The sequence below is a fragment of the Streptosporangium sp. NPDC001559 genome, from assembly GCF_042893955.1.
In the GTDB taxonomy this organism is placed as follows: domain Bacteria; phylum Actinomycetota; class Actinomycetes; order Streptosporangiales; family Streptosporangiaceae; genus Streptosporangium.
The window spans coordinates 599,436-616,069 of record NZ_JBIAVG010000002.1; the positions used below are offsets into that span (position 1 = coordinate 599,436).

Here is a 16,634-nt window from a genome sequence, read left to right on the forward strand (position 1 = left end):
CCGGAGCGCCTCACCGGCGGACACGCCGCGGGGAGGTCAGGAGGCGCGTCCTCCACGGCGCAGGCCGAGCACGCCGACCACGACGCCCACGACTCCGGCCAGCAGGCCGGCCCCGCCCAGCAGCCGTGCGGTGCCGTCCGAGGAGGACGCCTGCGCGGCGGCGGGCTTGGCGGCCTCGGACTCGTGGGCGGCCACGGTGGCCGTGGCGGACGGGCTGGCCGCTCCTGCGCCGTGCTCGTCGCCCCCGGTCGAGGGGGTGAGCTTCAGGGTCGGGACCGGGCGGTCGGCCTCGGAGCCGTCGGCCTTGGGCTGGTCGGCCCACTTGACGACCTCACCACCGGTGTAGGTCTGGGTGGTGGGAAAGGTGAGCTGGTCGGTGTCCTTGGGGAGCATCCCCATGGAGACCTCGAACTCCTGGAACTGGCTGGGGCCGATCTTCCCGCCCGACCAGGTGACCTTCGTGACGGCCTCGGTGATCTCGCCGTACTCGGTCGTCACCGGCTTGGGCAGCTTGCCGGTCACCACCTTGACGTCCCAGCCGGGCACCGGCTTGACCGAGACGAACGGCAGCGGGTGGTCGGTGGGGAACTCCACCTCGACCTTCTCGGTCGAGGCGTTGTCACGCTCGTTCGGCACCCGGAAGGCGACCTTGGTGAACCCGCCCTGTTCCGCGGTTCCCGGGTTGATGCTCACGTGCGCGAGGGCGGGCAGCGCCAGGCCGATGGTGAGCGCGACGGCACCGGCGGTCACGGCGGCGGCACGGCGGCACGCTGAGGAAAGGGACATGCTTGGGGACTCCACTTCGATGCTTCGTGTTCTGTTCTTGCGGTGACAGGCGACACAGGTAGGTGCCAGGTGATCTCAGACGGCGGGAAGTGGAGGACCGCGTCTGCTGACGGTATGGCGGAGCAGCCGCCCGGCGGGGACGGGTGCGACGGTGGCGGGCACCGTGCGCGGAGGAGCGGGGATCGAGGGCAGCGGGAGCAGGCGCAGGGCCGCGCCGAGCCGCCGTCCGGCGGCGCGCAGCAGCGCCCACAGGGCGGCCTCGCCGCGTGACAGCCACCAGCCGGTGATCAGCGTCGCGGTGAGGTGCGCGATGATCATGCCGAGGCCCTCGCCCAGCCTGCCGCCGTGGCCGTGTACGGCCAGCGAGATCCCCGAGGGGTCGTCGAAGGCGAACAGTTCGTGTAGGAACAGTTGCATGCCGGACAGGGTCACGCCGATCGTCGTCGCCGACCGTTCACGACCGGCCAGCGCCGTCGTCAACGCCATGACCGTGGCGCCACCGGCCGCGACCGCCCACGACTCGGGCCCCGAGCCGCCCGCGGCCAGGTGGCCGAGCACGGCGAGCGTCACGCAGACGGCCGAGAAGGCGGCCGTGCGCATGAGGCGTAACGGGAGACGGGCATGCATGACGCCCATATGTTCTCACGGTCCGGCCTCCCCCGCCGTTCCGGGCTCGGGGCCGGGCACGGACGTGAAAGCCGGGGCGCGGACGGCCCGGAGAAGATCTTTCCGGACTCTGCCCGGAATGTGGATCCGTGGGCGTTGGATGCGCCAGAACTCCTCTTTACACACCCGTTGCGTAACTGTACGTTGTTGACTGATCACCCTAAGTGCTTGCGAGATAGAGGTGAGACATGCCCGACAACGGCATCGAGCGTCACCCCGACCCCCGGGTGGCGTTCGCCGGAGAGACGGGATCGCGCGTCGGTGAGACCGACGCGCGCCCGGGCGCAGCCGAGGGTGTCGCCGCCGCGACGGGCGCCGGTGGCCACCTGCCCCCGCTGGCCGAGGAGCGGCCGGACGACAGACCGCTGACCCAGCGCTTCGCGGAGCCGGAGGGATAGGCCATGGAGCTGCACTTCCGCAACCGCTACACCGCCAGGGCATGGATCGCGATCATGTTCTACAGCCCGGACGGCTGCCGCGACCAGGGGCAGTGGGGCACCCGGGGCTGGTGGGCCGTCGACCCGGGTGGTGAGGCCCACGTTCTCAACACGGGCAACCGCTATGCCGCGTTCTACGCCGAGGCCGCCGACGGCGCGGTGTGGACCGGCTCCCACGGCCCGTTCTACGTCTACCGGGACTCCTTCGACTCCTGCCTGAACATCGGCAGCACCGCCGCGCGGCGGGTCGGCGCCCGCCTGGTCGATCTGAACGGTTACTCCAGTTACTACGTCAATCTCACGGCCTGACCCCGGACCACCCCTCCAGCCCGGCGTGCGCTCCCATCCCCCTGACCGCTGGGGCGCGCGTCGGGCGTCGCCCGCGGTGACGGACGTCACCGTCCCCGCGACGGCGCTCAGACGGACGGTTCCGCGGCCGGCGCGGTTCCGCCGGTGTAGAGGCGGGCGACCACGTCCTCGATCGACTTCTCCTCGGGAACGGTCGCGCGCAGGTCGTCGAGGGTGCCGTCGAACGTCAGGCGGCCGTGGTCGATGAGCATCACCCGGCGGCAGAGCCGCTCGATGTCGCCCAGATCGTGGGTGGTGAGCAGGACCGTGGTGCCGTGTTCGGCGTTGCGGCGGCTCAGGAACTCCCGCATGGCGGCCTTGCTGACGACGTCCAGGCCGATGGTCGGCTCGTCGAGCACGAGCACGGCGGGGTCGTGCAACAGGGCCGCGGTGACGTCGCCGCGCATGCGCTGGCCCAGGCTGAGCTGGCGGACCGGGGTGGTCATGAAGGACTCCAGGCCGAGCAGGCAGGACAGCTCCTCGAGCCTCTCCCGGAAAACAACCCGATCTACTTTGTAAAGGTGCCGGATCAGTTCGAAGCTGTCCCGCAGCGGCAGGTCCCACCACAGGGTGGTCCGCTGGCCGAAGACCACGCCGATCCTGCGCGCGAGAGCCGTACGGCGTCGTGCCGGGTCGAGGCCGGCCACCTCGATGCGGCCCGTGGTCGGCGCGAGGATGCCGGTGAGCATCTTGATGGTGGTCGACTTGCCGGCGCCGTTCGGCCCGAGGTAGCCGACGAACTCCCCGGCCCCGACCGTGAACGACAGGTCCTGTACGGCGTGCACCGTCTTACGCGCGCTGCGGCGGCCGACGGTGAACGAGCGGCCGACTCCCTGAACCTCGATCATGTCGTGTCAGCTCCCTGTCGAGCGGTAGCGGCGGACGCCCGCCCGCCAGGCGAGCGCGGCGACGGCGGCCAGCGTCAGCGCGGCGAGCGGGGAGGCGAAACGCAGCCAGTACGGCAGGCCGAGCGGGTCGGGACGGTCCAGCACGAACAGTGCGGGCTGCCAGTTCACGAAGGCCAGCGGTACGACGAAGGTGACTCCCCTGACGAGGTCGCGGCTGTAGACGTTCAGCGGGTACTGGGTGAGCGCGTTGCCCCCGTAGGTGAAGGCGTTGGCCACCTCGGGCGCGTCGGTCAGCAGGAACTGCGCCGCGCCGGCCAGGGCGAAGAGGGAGGAGAAGATGACGATTCCGCACAGGATCATCGGCGGGATCGCCCAGGCCCTGTCCCAGGGCAGGTCGAGTCCGGACAGGGCGATGGTGAGCACGACCACGGCCTGGGTGATCCTGCCGAAGCGGTGCACGCTGAAGCGGTCGACGGCCATCTGGACGAACGCGCTCGCCGGACGGATGAGCATGGTGTCGAACCCGCCCGTCCTGATGTGCTGGCTGAGCCGGTCCAGGTTGCCGAAGAGCATGTCGCTCACCCCGAAGGCCAGGCTCGACGTGCCGTACAGGAACATGACCTCGGCCACGCCGAATCCGGCGAGCGAACGGGTGTGTTCGAAGATCACCCAGATCGCCAGGACGTCGAGCATGTTGATGGCGAACGAGCCCACGGCCATCGTGATCAGCGGCCCCGGATACTGGGCGGAGGCGCGCAGCCAGGTCCAGGCGAGCAGGAGATAGGTCCTGACCATGTCAACCACCCTGGATCACGACCTTGCGGCGGGCGGCGGAGGTCGCCAGGGCGCCGAGTGCGAGCAGGGCGACCGCCCAGGCGGCCTGGAAGCCCAGGGCGTCGAGGATGTCGCGCTTGCCGAGGTAGAGGTCGGCGGGGACCTGGACCATCGCCGACCAGGGCAGTGCGCGGGCGAGGTCGCCGAGCCAGCCGGGGAACAGGTTCAGCGGCAGCACCATGCCGCTGAAGAAGAACGTCAGGACCAACGACAGCGACTGCATGCCCCTGTCGTCGACGAGCCAGCAGGCCGAGAGCGCGATGAGGTAGCGCCAGGCGAAACTGACGACGACCCCGAGCGCGAAGCCCGCGGCGAAGGAGAGCCAGGCGGCGGGGCCGGGGGGCAGGACAAGTTCGAAGAGCGCCGCGCCGACGATCGTCGGCGGCAGGCTGCGCAGCAGGAACAGGTGGGCGGCCCTGCCCACGTCGTCGGCGAGGCTCCACAGCTGCAGTGAGGCGGGACGGACGAGGTCGACGGCCACGTCTCCGTTGCGCACGCGTTCGGCCAGTTGCAGACCGCCGCCGAAGACCTGCATCGGCCCGATGAAGGCCTGGCTGAGGAAGCAGAAGGTCACGGCGTCGGCCAGGTCGTAGCCCCCCAGGCCGGGCCGGGCGGTCCACAGGGCGATCAGCACGTAGGCGCGCAGGATGCCGAAGACGGTGTTGGTGAAGGCCCCGGCGAGGGCGGCGGACCGGTAGGCGAAGTGGCGGCGGAAGCCGTACCGGGCGATGTGAAGGTAGAGAAGGAAGACGGCCTCCCCGGGAAGCGTCGGGACAACCGTCCTATCGTTGTCGCCGATCTTGATCGGGGCAACGGGTTTTTCCGTCTCCTCGGCCACATGGCGTCACAGGTTGATTACCGTTAGGGATGATTCCCCTTACCTTTCGTATCCCTTAGGTCTGGGGCACGGGCGGCGGGCTCCCGGGTTCGCCACAGTGTGTGTGCCGCATCGCGTACACGAGAGGTTCAACCAGGATGGCACGTGGCGGAACTGGTCCCAGGTACGGCATGCCGCCCGGCGTGCGGCCCCTCACGTCAGGAGATCCGATCGCGGTCGGCGGCCACCGGCTGCTCGGACGGCTGGGGGCCGGGGGCATGGGCGTGGTCTACCTGGCCGAGCGTCCGAACGGGGACGTGGTCGCGCTCAAGACCCCGCACCCGGCCCACCTCGGTGACGCCACCCTGCGCGCGCGTTTCGCCGAGGAGATCGTCAACTCCCGGCGGGTGGTGCCCTTCTGCACCGCGCGGGTCTACGAGGACGGCGTGGACGGCGACCGCCAGTACCTCGTCTGCGAGTACATCCCCGGTCCCGCGCTGTCGGAGGTGATGGCCCGGGTGGGGCCGCTGTCCGCCGACCTCGCCTACGGCGTCGCCCTGGGGGTCGCGGCCGCGCTGGTCGCGGTGCACGAGGCGGGCCTGGTCCACCGCGACCTCAAGCCGGGCAACGTGCTGCTGTCGGAGGAGGGGCCGAGGCTGATCGACTTCGGCATCGCCAGGGGCGTCGACACCCTCGTCGCGCACACCGAGGCGGGGCAGGTCATGGGCAGTCCCGGCTGGGTCTCTCCGGAGCGGCTCACCGGAGGGCCCGCGCTGCCCGCCTCCGACGTCTTCGCCTGGGGATGCCTGGTCGCCTACGCGGCCACCGGCTCCCATCCCTTCGGCGCGGGGGACGCCGAGGCGCTGGCCCGCCGCGTGCTGGCCGATCCGCCGGAGCTGACCGGTCTTCCGGAGAGGCTGCGTCCGGTGGTCGAGGCCTCGCTGGCCAAGGATCCCGCACGGCGGCCGGGCGCCGCCGATCTGCTCGGCGCGTTGCTCGCGGCGGGAGGGGTCGGCGCCCCGGGGAATCTCCGCGTGGCGGTCGCCGAGGTGCTCGGCTGGATCTGGACCCCGGTGCCGTGGCCCCAGGGCGGGGCGGGGCAGGGGTCGTCCCCGGTCAGGGAGGGAAGCGGGGTGGGCGGGGGACGTCCCTCGGTCATGGCGGGTTCCGCCTCCCACCGGGTGGCGAGGACGATGCCGCAGCGACGGCCGCACCGGACGCAGGCGGGTTTCGCGGCGCTGGCCACCCTCGTCATGGCGGCCGTCACGGTCTTGGCAGCCGCCAGGGGAGGGGCCAGGCCGTACGCCGATCCCGAGGTGGGGGAGCTTCCCGCGGTGATCGCGCCGGTCCACGGAAGCCCGACCGAGCGTGTCCGGAGGGAGACGGGGCGGCCCGCCACGCCGAAGGGGCCGCCGCCGCCGACTCCGGTGGGTCCGGGGGCCTCGGCGGTCCCGGTCGTCTCGGTCGTCCCGGCCGCTCCGATCGCCACGCCCACGGTCGGTGTCACGGAGCCCCCTGCTCTTCCGCCCGCCTTCGAGGAGCCGGGGTTCGCGAGACCGCAGCACTATCCGAGGCGTTATCCGCGGCTTCCACGGTGGTCGCGGCTTCCGCGGTGGACCAGGGAAACCGCCGAGGCGGAGGAGCCGGTCGGCTGCGCGGGCACCCTGGACAAGAGCGTGGAGTGCCCGGCGAGCCCGGGTGACTCCAAGTCGTTCCTCACCCCGGTCCCGCAGGTAGGGGGGAGCGAGAGCGTCGCCCCCGTCACGGGGGGCTCCACGGCGGTGCCGCCGTCCCTTCCCTCGTCGAGTGCGGGGCCCGCGCTCAAGTCCGGCGAGTGATCCCGCGGGGGCGTCCGTTAGGGTGATCGGCGCGTGTCGAGTCGGAGGGGGAGGCCTGTGGGCGGACTCGCGCCGGGCGCGGTCGAGTTGAGCGGCGTCGGTGTCCGGGTGGTCGGTGGGACGTTGCTGGACGGGGTCGACTGGCGGGTCGGGTACGGCGAGCACTGGGTGGTGCTCGGGCCGAACGGCGCGGGCAAGACGACTCTGCTGTCGTTGGCGGCGGCCGTACGGCATCCGACGGAGGGCACGGTGACCGTGCTCGGCCAGCGGCTGGGCCGGATGGACCTGCGGGAACTGCGCCGCCACATCGGCCTGGTCGCCGCGAGCCAGCGGCTTGTCGACGAGGAACTGCTTGAGGAGGAGGGCGCGAGCGCCCACACGGTCGTGCTGACCGGCCACACCGGCACGAGCGCCCCGCTGTGGGACCGTTACCGGCCCGAGGAGCACGAGCGCGCCCACCGGATGCTGGGCGAGATGGGCTGCGGGGAGTTGGCCGAGCGGCTCTTCCGGGTCTGCTCGCAGGGAGAGCGGGCCAGGATCCGGGTCGCCAGGGCGTTGATGGCCGATCCGGTTCTCCTGCTGCTCGACGAGCCGTTCGCCGGGCTCGACCTTCCGGCGCGGGAGGACCTGGTCAACGCGGTGGAGGGCCTCGCCATGACCCGGCCCGCGCTGACCACGGTCACGGTCACCCACCACCTTGAGGAGGTGCCCGCGACCACGACCCACGCTCTGCTGATGCGCGAGTCTCGGATCTGCGCGGCGGGGCCGGTCGAGCGGGTGCTGACGGAGGAGAACCTGTCCGGCTGCTTCGGCAGGCCGCTGCGGGTCGGCCGGCACGAAGGACGCTGGTCGGCTGTGGCCGTACGGAGCTGACGCGGGATCGGCCGGTCCCATGTCCGGTGGGGTCAGTCCCTCTTGCGCTGGCGGATGAGGCCCATGAACCCCGGGCTCGGTTTGAACCTCGCGGTCCAGGTCTCGGCGATCTCCAGGGGTTCCCCGGTCTGTGGGTTACGGCCGGTCCGTGCGGGTTTGTGGACGATCTCGAAGGAACCGAAGCCTGGGATCGCGACCTTCTCCTCGGCCGCGACGGCTGTCTGGATGGTTCCCAGGATCGCTTCGAGGGCCGCCGCGGTCTGCCTCCTGGTGAGTCCAGCCTCGGCCGCGGCCTTCTCGATCAGCTCGCGCTTGTTCATGGGGACAGTTAACGCCATTCCCCTCATCGCCGGGGAGGTGCCTGCCGTCCCATGGGGAGACGGCAGGCACCTGGGGCCTTCAGCGGTCCGACTGGGCGGCCAGCCGTTCCGCTTCCCCGTACAAGGCCTCGACGAGGATGAGCTCCAGGCGGAGGTCTTCGTCGACGAGGCCGTCCAGAACTTCCATTCGGGCCTCCCACTACTCGGACGTCTCACGGGCCGTGAAAGTTCACACGGGTACCGGATCGGACGTGACCGTGATCTGTGAAACCGCGCCGGGCGTGCGAGCGGCCTCTGCCATGCCTATGTCGCGACGAGCTCGGCGAGATCGACGTGTTCGCCGACCTCGCGCACGTCCAGGCAGTACGCCAGCAGAACCCGCCGTTCGCCGACCCGCCGGGTGACACGCAGGCACGGTCGATCGTTGAGCACGACCGCCTCGACCTCGATGCCGTCCGGCCCTCGCCAGATCCCCATGGAGTCGAGGCTACGAACAGTCAGGTAAGGCCGGGGTAACCAACCGGGCATATCGTGATAGGTCCCGTAAGCCATGTGGTTTGACCGCTTCCGTCGGTGATTAGCCGTTGTGCTCTGGGTAACAGACGGTCTTAATCCAAGTAATCAGGGAGAAATCAACATGGTTCTGCCCAAGCTAACCCCCGAACAGCGTCAGGCGGCCCTCGCCAAGGCCGCCGAGACCCGTGTCGCCAGGGCCAGGCTTCTGGCCGAGGTCAAGGCGGGATCGATCAGTCTTGAGCAGTTGCTCTCCAGGAACGACGAGGTCGCCAGGCGCATCAAGGTCTCGCAGGCGTTGCGCGCCCTGCCGGGGATCGGCAGTGTCAAGGCGGCCCAGCTCATGCAGCGGGCCGAGGTCGACGAGACCCGCCGCCTCGGCGGCCTGGGAGCGCAGCAGCGGCGCAGGCTGATCAGGGCCCTGGTGAGCGGAACGGCGAGCTGAACGACGCCCCGAGGCGGAGCACGGCGAAGGCCCCGCCGTACGGACCCGGAAGATCCGTACGGCGGGGCCTCACGCGACGACCTGGCGGCCGGGCCCGCCCGGGGAGCGATCCCATGCCCTGGAGGCGCCCGGGCGGGTCCTTGTCCGAGGGGTCAGTGAGCCGTCTCGAACTGCTCCTCCTCGGTCGAGCCCCTGAGGGCCGTGGTCGAGGAGTCCGGCGCGACGGCCGTGCTGACCAGGTCGAAGTATCCGGTGCCGACCTCGCGCTGGTGGCGGGTGGCGGTGTAGCCGCGTCGCTCCGCGGCGAACTCGGCCTCCTGGAGGCCGACATAGGCGGTCATGCCCTCCTCGGCGTACCTCCTGGCCAGGTCGAACATCGAGTAGTTGAGCGAGTGGAAGCCCGCCAGCGTGATGAACTGGAACTTGTATCCCATGTGCCCCAGTTCGCGCTGGAACTTGGAGATCGTGGAGTCGTCGAGGTGCTTCTTCCAGTTGAACGAGGGCGAGCAGTTGTAGGCGAGCATCTGGTCGGGGTAGACGGCCTTGACGGCCTCGGCGAACCGGCGGGCGACGTCCAGGTCCGGAGTCGAGGTCTCCATCCACAGCAGGTCGGCGTAGGGGGCGTAGGCCAGGCCCCGTGCGATGCAGGCGGAGACGCCGTTGCGGACGCGGTAGAACCCCTCCGCGGTGCGCTCGCCGGTGGTGAAGGCTTGGTCACGGGGGTCGACGTCGGTGGTCAGGAGCGTCGCGGCCTGGGCGTCGGTCCGCGCGATGATCACCGAGGGGACGCCCGCGACGTCGGCCGCGAGACGGGCCGCGTTGAGCGTCTTGACGTGCTGGCCGGTGGGGATGAGCACCTTTCCGCCCAGATGGCCGCACTTCTTCTCCGAGGCGAGCTGGTCCTCCCAGTGCACGCCCGCCGCGCCCGCGGCGATCATGCCCTTCATCAGCTCGAAGGCGTTGAGCACTCCGCCGAAGCCCGCCTCGGCGTCGGCCACGATCGGGGCCAGCCAGTGGGGGGCGTCGCGCTCCTCCTCCGACCAGGTGATCTGGTCGGCGCGCAGCAGCGCGTTGTTGATACGGCGCACCACGGCCGGAACCGAGTTGGCGGGGTAGAGGCTCTGGTCGGGATAGGTCTGCCCGCCCAGGTTGGCGTCGGCGGCCACCTGCCAGCCTGACAGGTATATGGCCTTCAGCCCGGCCTTGACCTGCTGAACGGCCTGGTTGCCGGTCAGCGCGCCGAGGGCGTGCACGTAGTCCTCGGTGTGGAGCAGTTTCCAAAGCCGCTCGGAACCGAGCCGGGCGAGAGTGTGCTCCTCCTGGACGGAGCCCCGGAGTCGAACCACGTCCTCGGCCGTGAAGGTCCGCTCGGTACCCGCCCAACGAGGGTCGGTCCGCCACTCTCGCCGCAGCTCGTCTGCGGCTCCCTTGAGGCGATCGTTCATCGTCACTCCTTGTCGTCCCCTGGGTGCCTTGCACCGAGTGTGTTCCCCATCGAAAGGGACGAACAGGTCATCGATCGCGAAAGAATCAACTTTCTTGCTGCTTCGGCAAGGATCGGCTGTCTTTGGTGCAGAAGAAATTCATAGTTTTCGATATGGACTAGACCAATCCCGGGTTGGGTGCGTGAGTGCTTGAAATATCTCTCGAAATTTCGTTTAGCATCGTGTTATGGCATCGCTCGTCGGAGAAGAACCGCTGTCCTTGACGCAGGAGCTCGACCTCATCGCGTTCGGGCAGCGGCTGAGACACCTGCGCAAGCAGCGCGGTCTCACCCTCTCCGACCTCGGTGAACGCGTCGGCCGCGCGCCGAGCCAGCTGTCGCTGCTGGAGAACGGCAAACGCGAACCCAAGCTGTCGCTGCTGAAGTCCCTGGCCGTCGCGCTCGGCGTGCCCGTCGAGGAACTGCTGCGCCGCCAGGCGCCCAACCGCAGGGCCCAGCTGGAGATGGAGCTTGAGGAGGCCCAGCGCGACCCGCTGTACGCCGGACTGGGCCTGGCCAGGCTGAAGGTCTCCGCGCGCGTCCCCAACGACGTGCTCGAACACATCCTCGGCCTGTACGGCGAGCTGCGCTCACGCCAGGCCAGGGGCACCGCGACCCCGGAGGAGGCACGGGTCGCCAACGCCGAACTGCGGCGCATGCAACGCGAACGGGGAAACCACTTCGAGGAGATCGAGAAGGCCGCGGCCGAGGCGTTGTCCGCGGTCGGCTACCGTACCGGGGCGCTGTCGCAGGGCACGGTCCAGGCCCTGGTCACCCACTTCGGCTACACCGTGCAGACCGTCCAGGACCTGCCCCGCACGGTGCGCTCCATCACCGACCTACGCAACCGGCGCATCTACGTCAAGCACGAACAACTCGGCATGCACACCCCGCGCACGATCCTGTTGCAGACACTCGGCCACCTCGCTCTGGGCCACCACAGGCCCCGCGACTTCGCCGACTTCCTGCGCCAGCGGACCGAGGCCAACTACTTCGCCGCCGCGGTGCTGGTGCCCGAGGCGACCGCCGTGCCCTTCCTCAGGGAGGCGAAACAGGACAGGGCGCTCAGCGTCGAGGACCTCAGGGACGTGTTCGCCGTCTCCTACGAGATGGCCGCGCACCGCTTCACCAACCTCGCCACCCACTTCCTCGACCTGACCTGTCACTTCGTTCGCAACGACGCGGGCGGGATCATCTTCAAGGCCTACGAGAACGACGGCATCGTCTTCCCCGCCGACGAGCAGGGGGCGATCGAGGGCCAGCGGATGTGCCTGCAGTGGTCGGGACGCCAGGTCTTCCGCTCCCCGGACAGGTTCTCGGTCTTCTACCAGTACTCCGACTCGCCGACCGGCACCTACTTCTGCATCGCCCACGTCGACCCCTCGCGGGAGCGGGACTTCGCGATCACCCTGGGTGTGCCGTATCGGGAGTCACGCTGGTTCCGCGGCAGGGAGACGACCAACCGCACCAGGTCGAACTGCCCGACCGGTGACTGCTGCCGCCGTCCGCCCGTCGAGCTGGCCCAGCGCTGGGACGGTTACGCCTGGCCCTCGGCGCGCGGCAACTCCCACGTCCTGGCCGCGTTGCCGCCGGGATCGTTCCCCGGCGTCGACGAGGCCGACGTCTACGCCTTCCTCGAACGTCACGCCGCGGGCTGATCGCGTTCCAGCACGAGCCAGGGGTTGCCGAAGAACTGGTAGGCGGGCGCCGTCGCCGGGGCGACGCAGCGCAGCGAGCGCAGCACCTCAGCCGGAGGCTCCCCGGCCAAGGCGCGCCGGTGGAACTCCTCGACCAGGCCGTCCCCGACGGGCCTGAACGGCGCGACGGCGGCGCACGCCCCCGCCAGCAGGAACGGCTGGCAGTCACCGGGCTCGTCGAGGAAGACGAACGCGCCACCGCCCATGCCCCGCCCGAGGGACTCGGCGGCCGGGCCGCCCGTGGCGAAGTGCACCACGTCCGGCGGGTCGCCGAGCAGCGCGAGCACCTCGCCCAGCGAGGTGCCGACCTGCCGGGCGCCGAAGGCGGAGACCAGCGGGTGCGGGTGCGGCCCGCCGTGCACGACCGCCATGCCCCGTGCGCCCGCCCGCGCCGGAGGCGGCAGCTCAGGGCGGTTCCCGCCGAGCGGCCAGCGCCCCGTCACCGCCTGGCAGTTCAGGAAACCGGGCAGGGACCGGTCGAACGGATGCTGGAGCACGGCCAGGTCCCACGGGACGTGTGGCTCCTGAGACAGGAAGAGCACACTCGGCCGACGGGGCGACACCCGCCCGGCCACCGCGTTCAGCAACTCCCAGAACCCCGGCGGGACGTGCGCCGCGACCCGTGCCCCCACCTCCTCCAGGGGCAGGGACTGTTCGGCCAGGCTCCGCCCGAACTCCGAGGCCCGCATGCCCAGCTCGCAGACCTCCGCCTGGTCGGGGGTGACGAAGTGCGGCGACTGGTAGGTCCACCACAGCCGCCCCGGCCGGTCACCGTGGACGACGACCGCCGTGACGTCCGGCGCCTGCCCGGCCTCGGCGAGCCGAACCCGGGTCCCGGCCACCGGATGCGGGGCGTTGTCCCGGCCGAGCAGTCCGGGGGAGTCGAGGACCGCCAGCGCCCGCACGCCGAAACCGACCACCTGGCCGCGCACCGCGTGCACCACCTGGATCTGTCTGGCGGTCACCGGCTGCTCCTGCGCCGCGGCGACCAGGCCGACCTTCGCCCTGGGGTACGGCGAGGCCTCGTCGGCGCGCAGCCGTACCCGCCAGCCGCCGGGAGCCTCGAACCCCTCCGCGACGATCTGGATGTCCAGATCGGCGGGCCCAAGCCCGCCGTACGGCGCCGCCCGCCCACTGGGCGTCTCCTCGGCCACCAGGCCGACCTCGACCTCGGCCCCCCAGCCCGCGACGACCTCGGCGGGCGCCTCGATGAGGGGAAGCGGGGGTGCCTGCCCGGCGGCGGACGACTCGCCCTGCCTGCGGCGACGGCGGAAGGCGCCGGTCAGTCTGCCGATCACCGAGCGCGCGGGCCCGGGGGAGGCGCCGGACGGGACGCGGCCGAGCGGGCCGGTGCTCGCGGCCGGAGGCTCCTCCTGCGGGGGCGCGTCCTGGCCGAGCAGCAGGCGGAAGCGTTCCCACGCGGGGCCGTACTGGGAGATGAGGGCGACCACGGCCTCGGCCAGTGGTCCGGGCGGCTGCCCGCCCTCCCCGGCGAGCAGCGGATCGAGCCGGGCGCCGAGCTCTGCCGGAGGCTCACCCGGCATGCCGCCGAGTTCGTCACGGACGGTGCGCGCCGCCCTCATCACGGCCACCGGGTCCATACCGTCCCTCCTCGCTCCGCTCTGAGCCGATCTTCCCACTGCGCGGCGGGTACGAGAGCCCGTACCCGCCGAGAATAGGAGCCGCATAGGGTGATACCCGTGGATTTCGAGGTGCTGGGAAGGAAGGGCTGTGCTGCCTGAGGTGGAGGCATGGCTGGGCAGGCGCACCTCGTCGTCGGATGACTGGTCCCTGCCCTGGTTGCTCGAGGCCAAGGGGAACAGCACGATCAGCGTCGTGCTGCCCGCGCGTGACGAGGCCGAGACGGTCGGTGAGATCGTCACGGCGATCCGGCGCGACCTGGTCGAGAAGACCCCGCTCGTCGACGAGATCGTGGTCATCGACTCACGCTCCGTGGACGAGACCGCGGCGCGCGCCGCGCAGGCCGGGGCCAGGGTGGTCGCCCAGGACGAGATCCTGCCGGACCTGAAACCGCTGGACGGCAAGGGGGAGGCCCTGTGGAAGTCCCTCGCGGTGACCTCGGGCGACCTGCTGGTCTTCGTCGACGCCGACCTGCGTGAGTTCCGCACGTCGTTCGTGACCGGGCTGCTCGGCCCGCTGCTCGACGATTCCGGCGTGGCCTACGTCAAGGGCTGCTACGACCGGCCGCTGCAGAACGTGCAGAGCGGGGGAGGGCGGGTCACCGAGCTGGTCGCCAGGCCGCTGCTCAACCTGCACTGGCCGCTGCTGGCCGGATTCGTGCAGCCCCTGGCGGGTGAGTACGCCGGGAGGCGCTCCGTGCTGGAGCGGGTCCCCTTCGTCACCGGCTACGGAGTCGAGCTGGCGCTGCTGGTCGACCTGCTCGAACTCGTCGGCCTCGACGCCCTCGCCCAGGTCGACCTGGGCAGGCGGGTCCACTCCCACCAGTCGACCGAGGCGCTCGGCGGGATGGCCGCGCAGATCCTGCAGACCGCCTGGTCCCGCCTGGAACGGCACAACAAGATGGTCTCGCTGCACACGCCCTCGCCCCGGCTGGCCCAGTTCCGCAGGGGGGCGCACGGCCACCAGGCGACCGTGCGCGACGTGGCCGTCGCCGAGCGGCCCCCGATGGCCACCGTCGAGGGACGGCGCCCGGCGAAGTGACCGGCCCGCGCGGGTGACGGGGCTACGCGCCGCGCCGGGCGGTCAGCCGCCACCCGGCCAGCCCCACCGCGGCCAGAACCAGCACTCCGGCCACGTAGACCCACGGAGACGGCGAGGAGCCCCCGGCCGATGAGGCGGTGGGGGCGGGAGTCGCGGGGGCGGTGACGGCAGGGGTGACGGTGGGGCCGGTGGGCGTGCCGAGCGCGGACAACAGGGCCGCGGGCAGCGGCTGCCCCTCGATCCCGTCGTCCGCGACCAGCGCCCCCGTCCCGGCGCGCACCCGGTAGTCGCCGTCGCACAGTGCCGTGTGCAGCGGCAGCCCCGGCTCGGTCGGGATCATGCCGCTCTCCCGGGAGGACGCGAACACCAGGTACCGGGCCCCCTGCTCGAAGTTGTAGCCGCAGGCCGCGCTGTCGGCGTTGGTCGTCACCTGGTACTCGGTCAGCGCCTGCCCCTTGTAGACCTGGTCGGCCTTGAAGGTGTAGACGACCGGCGCGGGCACGGACGCGTCGGTCTTGGCCGGGCGGGAGGCGAGCACCGTCCCGGTGAAGACGACACTCGCGTTCCCGACCTGTTCCGTGGGTTGGAGCGGGGCGCAACTACAGGCGCACGCGGTGCCGGGAAAGGCCACGATGGCGGCGGCCAGCAGGAGGAGGACGGTGACAACCCTGTTAATCATGTCCTCATCACGTATCCCGGCGCCCGGCGGTTCGCCCGCGGGCTCACTCCTCCGATGCGGGCCGGTCGTGACGGGGCGTTCTGTACCAGACGACCGCGCCGATCGCCGCGAGCGCAGCCAGGGCGGCCCAGATCCACCAGGGGATGCCGCTCGGGGCCTCCCCACCCGCCGCGGCGGGCGCCGGCGAGGCCGAGACCTGGACCGCGGAGGCGGTGGGCGCGACGGAGTCACCCGGTGCCGACGGCTCTCCGGAGCCGGTCACGGTGAAGGGGATCTCGCCCTCGATGGGGTGACCGTCCGAGGAGACGACCCGCCAGGCGATCACGTAGCCACCGGGGGCCAGCGGCTGCGTCACGTCGGCGGTCACCTTCGGTCCCTCGGTGCGAGGCGTGCCCAGGGGTGCCTGCGCGTTGTCCGTCCGGCGCAGGACGACGGCGGGGAAGTGGACCCGGGAACTGAATACCAGCTCGATCCGCTCGGGGGAGGACACCTCGGCGTTCTTCGCCGGGGAACTGCTGCGCAGCTGGTCGTGGGCGAGCGCCGCGGGCGCGGTCAGGACGAGGAGGACCCCGCAGCCCGCGACCGCCAGGACCATTCTGCGTATGAACTGCGGCAGATATGTCATAACGGACTCCATGGAGATTTCCGGACGCGTGGTCGGCGCGTCCGGGCAAGGCGGAAGGCACCCCCGCAGGGGGAGCCCGGTCACGGGGCACGCCGGCCGCCGGACCCGCCAGGGTCTCCCTCAGCCGGCGCGCGGGAGCGCGGGCGGCCCGCGTCTGCGCGGAACCGGGCAGGCCCACCCGCTCAGGAGGGGCACGGCCTCGACGAACGGCACGAGAACGGGAACGGCCGCGGGCGTCCAGGTGGCGGCGAGCACGGGAAGGATCGGGAGCCGCGCGCCGTACACGCGGATCATGAGCCACAGGGCGCTCTCGCCGCGCCACAGCCACCAGCCGGTCAGCAGCGCCGCCGCGAGGTGGACCGCCGTCATGCCGGGCCGGGCGTGCCCGTGGGCCAGCGGGATCACCGGATACGGCACGGGCGCGGCCCGGCTGAACAGCTCGTGCAACAGGACCTGCGCGCCCACGCTCGCGGGCAGCACGACCTCCGGGCCGCGCTCGTGTCCGTTGAGGGCGTAACCGAGACAGAGGGCGACGATCCCCCCGAGGACGGCCGTGTACGGCGGCACCGCCCCACCCCCGGCCAGGGCGTGGCCACCGCCGGAGACCACGAGGCACAACGTCGCGAAGACGAGTGCCCGTGGCAGACGAAGCGCTGACGCCACCGGGGCCATGACCGTCATCCTGTCAGCCAGGTCAAGCCCCGAGAAGACCGGGGGACGTCGCAGCTGGGCTAGCCTGAGGC

The 16,634-nt window shown here is 71.3% G+C and carries 19 protein-coding genes; 7 read left to right on the plus strand and 12 right to left on the minus strand.

Features of this window, described 5'->3' with window-relative positions; genetic code table 11:
• Nucleotides 1–36 precede the first annotated feature (36 nt).
• Together ACFYY8_RS06810 and ACFYY8_RS06815 are read right to left on the minus strand one after the other, a co-directional pair.
• Nucleotides 37–786, minus strand: coding sequence for a YcnI family protein (locus tag ACFYY8_RS06810; protein ID WP_390037913.1), 750 nt, complete (start codon nucleotides 784–786; stop codon nucleotides 37–39).
• Between the two features lie 75 nt (nucleotides 787–861).
• Nucleotides 862–1,386, minus strand: a complete 525-nt coding sequence (locus tag ACFYY8_RS06815; RefSeq protein WP_390037915.1) for an MFS transporter — start codon at nucleotides 1,384–1,386, stop codon at nucleotides 862–864.
• Nucleotides 1,387–1,640: 254 nt separating this feature from the next.
• On the opposite strand from ACFYY8_RS06815, the gene ACFYY8_RS06820 reads away from it, so the two are divergent.
• Nucleotides 1,641–1,850 (plus strand): hypothetical protein, encoded by a 210-nt coding sequence (locus tag ACFYY8_RS06820; RefSeq protein WP_390037917.1) that lies wholly within the window; start codon nucleotides 1,641–1,643, stop codon nucleotides 1,848–1,850.
• Between the two features lie 3 nt (nucleotides 1,851–1,853).
• Nucleotides 1,854–2,198, plus strand: a complete 345-nt coding sequence (locus ACFYY8_RS06825; RefSeq protein WP_390037918.1) for a hypothetical protein — start codon at nucleotides 1,854–1,856, stop codon at nucleotides 2,196–2,198.
• A gap of 107 nt (nucleotides 2,199–2,305) precedes the next feature.
• Here the strand turns inward: ACFYY8_RS06825 and ACFYY8_RS06830 are convergent, their stop codons facing one another.
• The 3 genes from ACFYY8_RS06830 to ACFYY8_RS06840 are packed head-to-tail and all read right to left on the minus strand — an operon-like array spanning nucleotide 2,306 to nucleotide 4,757.
• The gene (locus ACFYY8_RS06830) at nucleotides 2,306–3,085 is read right to left on the minus strand and encodes an ATP-binding cassette domain-containing protein (RefSeq protein ID WP_390037920.1); all 780 of its coding nucleotides are present in this window, start codon (nucleotides 3,083–3,085) and stop codon (nucleotides 2,306–2,308) included.
• Nucleotides 3,086–3,091: 6 nt separating this feature from the next.
• Nucleotides 3,092–3,880: an ABC transporter permease gene (locus ACFYY8_RS06835; RefSeq protein ID WP_390037922.1), complete on the minus strand. Its 789-nt coding sequence runs from the start codon at nucleotides 3,878–3,880 to the stop codon at nucleotides 3,092–3,094.
• Between the two features lies 1 nt (nucleotide 3,881).
• Nucleotides 3,882–4,757 (minus strand): ABC transporter permease, encoded by an 876-nt coding sequence (locus tag ACFYY8_RS06840; RefSeq protein WP_390037924.1) that lies wholly within the window; start codon nucleotides 4,755–4,757, stop codon nucleotides 3,882–3,884.
• Nucleotides 4,758–4,939: 182 nt separating this feature from the next.
• Between ACFYY8_RS06840 and ACFYY8_RS06845 the strand changes: the two genes are divergently transcribed.
• Both ACFYY8_RS06845 and ACFYY8_RS06850 read left to right on the plus strand, forming a co-directional pair.
• Entirely contained in the window at nucleotides 4,940–6,574 is a 1,635-nt protein-coding gene (locus ACFYY8_RS06845; protein ID WP_390037926.1) for a serine/threonine-protein kinase, read from the plus strand.
• 57 nt (nucleotides 6,575–6,631) lie between these two features.
• Nucleotides 6,632–7,447, plus strand: coding sequence for an ABC transporter ATP-binding protein (locus tag ACFYY8_RS06850; RefSeq protein ID WP_390037928.1), 816 nt, complete (start codon nucleotides 6,632–6,634; stop codon nucleotides 7,445–7,447).
• Between the two features lie 32 nt (nucleotides 7,448–7,479).
• On the opposite strand, the gene ACFYY8_RS06855 is transcribed toward ACFYY8_RS06850, so the two are convergent.
• Complete coding sequence (locus ACFYY8_RS06855; protein ID WP_390037930.1) at nucleotides 7,480–7,767, minus strand: HU family DNA-binding protein; 288 nt, start codon at nucleotides 7,765–7,767, stop codon at nucleotides 7,480–7,482.
• A 303-nt stretch (nucleotides 7,768–8,070) separates the two neighbouring features.
• Nucleotides 8,071–8,244, minus strand: a complete 174-nt coding sequence (locus tag ACFYY8_RS06860) for a hypothetical protein (protein WP_352009389.1) — start codon at nucleotides 8,242–8,244, stop codon at nucleotides 8,071–8,073.
• 160 nt (nucleotides 8,245–8,404) lie between these two features.
• On the opposite strand from ACFYY8_RS06860, the gene mihF reads away from it, so the two are divergent.
• Nucleotides 8,405–8,725 (plus strand): integration host factor, actinobacterial type, encoded by a 321-nt coding sequence (gene mihF / locus ACFYY8_RS06865; protein WP_390037932.1) that lies wholly within the window; start codon nucleotides 8,405–8,407, stop codon nucleotides 8,723–8,725.
• A gap of 152 nt (nucleotides 8,726–8,877) precedes the next feature.
• Here mihF and aceA read toward each other — a convergent pair whose 3' ends face one another.
• Nucleotides 8,878–10,170 (minus strand): isocitrate lyase, encoded by a 1,293-nt coding sequence (gene aceA / locus ACFYY8_RS06870; RefSeq protein WP_390037934.1) that lies wholly within the window; start codon nucleotides 10,168–10,170, stop codon nucleotides 8,878–8,880.
• A 226-nt stretch (nucleotides 10,171–10,396) separates the two neighbouring features.
• On the opposite strand from aceA, the gene ACFYY8_RS06875 reads away from it, so the two are divergent.
• Nucleotides 10,397–11,866, plus strand: a complete 1,470-nt coding sequence (locus ACFYY8_RS06875) for a helix-turn-helix domain-containing protein (protein WP_390037936.1) — start codon at nucleotides 10,397–10,399, stop codon at nucleotides 11,864–11,866.
• Here the strand turns inward: ACFYY8_RS06875 and ACFYY8_RS06880 are convergent.
• Nucleotides 11,851–13,506: a hypothetical protein gene (locus tag ACFYY8_RS06880; protein WP_390037938.1), complete on the minus strand. Its 1,656-nt coding sequence runs from the start codon at nucleotides 13,504–13,506 to the stop codon at nucleotides 11,851–11,853. The two genes, ACFYY8_RS06875 and ACFYY8_RS06880, sit on opposite strands and share 16 nt — an antisense overlap.
• A gap of 130 nt (nucleotides 13,507–13,636) precedes the next feature.
• Between ACFYY8_RS06880 and ACFYY8_RS06885 the strand changes: the two genes are divergently transcribed.
• On the plus strand, nucleotides 13,637–14,587 hold the full coding sequence (locus ACFYY8_RS06885) for a glucosyl-3-phosphoglycerate synthase (RefSeq protein WP_390037940.1): 951 nt from the start codon (nucleotides 13,637–13,639) through the stop codon (nucleotides 14,585–14,587).
• Between the two features lie 22 nt (nucleotides 14,588–14,609).
• On the opposite strand, the gene ACFYY8_RS06890 is transcribed toward ACFYY8_RS06885, so the two are convergent.
• From ACFYY8_RS06890 to ACFYY8_RS06900, 3 genes are all read right to left on the minus strand, one after another.
• On the minus strand, nucleotides 14,610–15,266 hold the full coding sequence (locus ACFYY8_RS06890) for a hypothetical protein (RefSeq protein WP_390037942.1): 657 nt from the start codon (nucleotides 15,264–15,266) through the stop codon (nucleotides 14,610–14,612).
• A gap of 43 nt (nucleotides 15,267–15,309) precedes the next feature.
• The gene (locus tag ACFYY8_RS06895; protein WP_390037944.1) at nucleotides 15,310–15,891 is read right to left on the minus strand and encodes a copper resistance protein CopC; all 582 of its coding nucleotides are present in this window, start codon (nucleotides 15,889–15,891) and stop codon (nucleotides 15,310–15,312) included.
• Between the two features lie 120 nt (nucleotides 15,892–16,011).
• Nucleotides 16,012–16,563, minus strand: coding sequence for an MFS transporter (locus ACFYY8_RS06900; protein ID WP_390037946.1), 552 nt, complete (start codon nucleotides 16,561–16,563; stop codon nucleotides 16,012–16,014).
• Nucleotides 16,564–16,634: the final 71 nt, after the last annotated feature.

Excerpts from the sequence above, each read along its gene's own strand:
- ACFYY8_RS06855 (WP_390037930.1), bottom strand. The coding sequence starts at position 7,767 with ATGAACAAGCGCGAGCTGATCGAGAAGGCCGCGGCCGAGGCTGGACTC.
- mihF (WP_390037932.1), top strand. The coding sequence starts at position 8,405 with ATGGTTCTGCCCAAGCTAACCCCCGAACAGCGTCAGGCGGCCCTCGCC.
- ACFYY8_RS06860 (WP_352009389.1), bottom strand. The coding sequence starts at position 8,244 with ATGGGGATCTGGCGAGGGCCGGACGGCATCGAGGTCGAGGCGGTCGTG.
- ACFYY8_RS06820 (WP_390037917.1), top strand. The coding sequence starts at position 1,641 with ATGCCCGACAACGGCATCGAGCGTCACCCCGACCCCCGGGTGGCGTTC.
- ACFYY8_RS06830 (WP_390037920.1), bottom strand. The coding sequence starts at position 3,085 with ATGATCGAGGTTCAGGGAGTCGGCCGCTCGTTCACCGTCGGCCGCCGC.
- ACFYY8_RS06900 (WP_390037946.1), bottom strand. The coding sequence starts at position 16,563 with ATGGCCCCGGTGGCGTCAGCGCTTCGTCTGCCACGGGCACTCGTCTTC.
- ACFYY8_RS06835 (WP_390037922.1), bottom strand. The coding sequence starts at position 3,880 with ATGGTCAGGACCTATCTCCTGCTCGCCTGGACCTGGCTGCGCGCCTCC.
- ACFYY8_RS06890 (WP_390037942.1), bottom strand. The coding sequence starts at position 15,266 with ATGATTAACAGGGTTGTCACCGTCCTCCTCCTGCTGGCCGCCGCCATC.
- ACFYY8_RS06810 (WP_390037913.1), bottom strand. The coding sequence starts at position 786 with ATGTCCCTTTCCTCAGCGTGCCGCCGTGCCGCCGCCGTGACCGCCGGT.
- ACFYY8_RS06875 (WP_390037936.1), top strand. The coding sequence starts at position 10,397 with ATGGCATCGCTCGTCGGAGAAGAACCGCTGTCCTTGACGCAGGAGCTC.
- ACFYY8_RS06895 (WP_390037944.1), bottom strand. The coding sequence starts at position 15,891 with ATGACATATCTGCCGCAGTTCATACGCAGAATGGTCCTGGCGGTCGCG.
- aceA (WP_390037934.1), bottom strand. The coding sequence starts at position 10,170 with ATGAACGATCGCCTCAAGGGAGCCGCAGACGAGCTGCGGCGAGAGTGG.
- ACFYY8_RS06880 (WP_390037938.1), bottom strand. The coding sequence starts at position 13,506 with ATGGACCCGGTGGCCGTGATGAGGGCGGCGCGCACCGTCCGTGACGAA.
- ACFYY8_RS06815 (WP_390037915.1), bottom strand. The coding sequence starts at position 1,386 with ATGCGCACGGCCGCCTTCTCGGCCGTCTGCGTGACGCTCGCCGTGCTC.
- ACFYY8_RS06825 (WP_390037918.1), top strand. The coding sequence starts at position 1,854 with ATGGAGCTGCACTTCCGCAACCGCTACACCGCCAGGGCATGGATCGCG.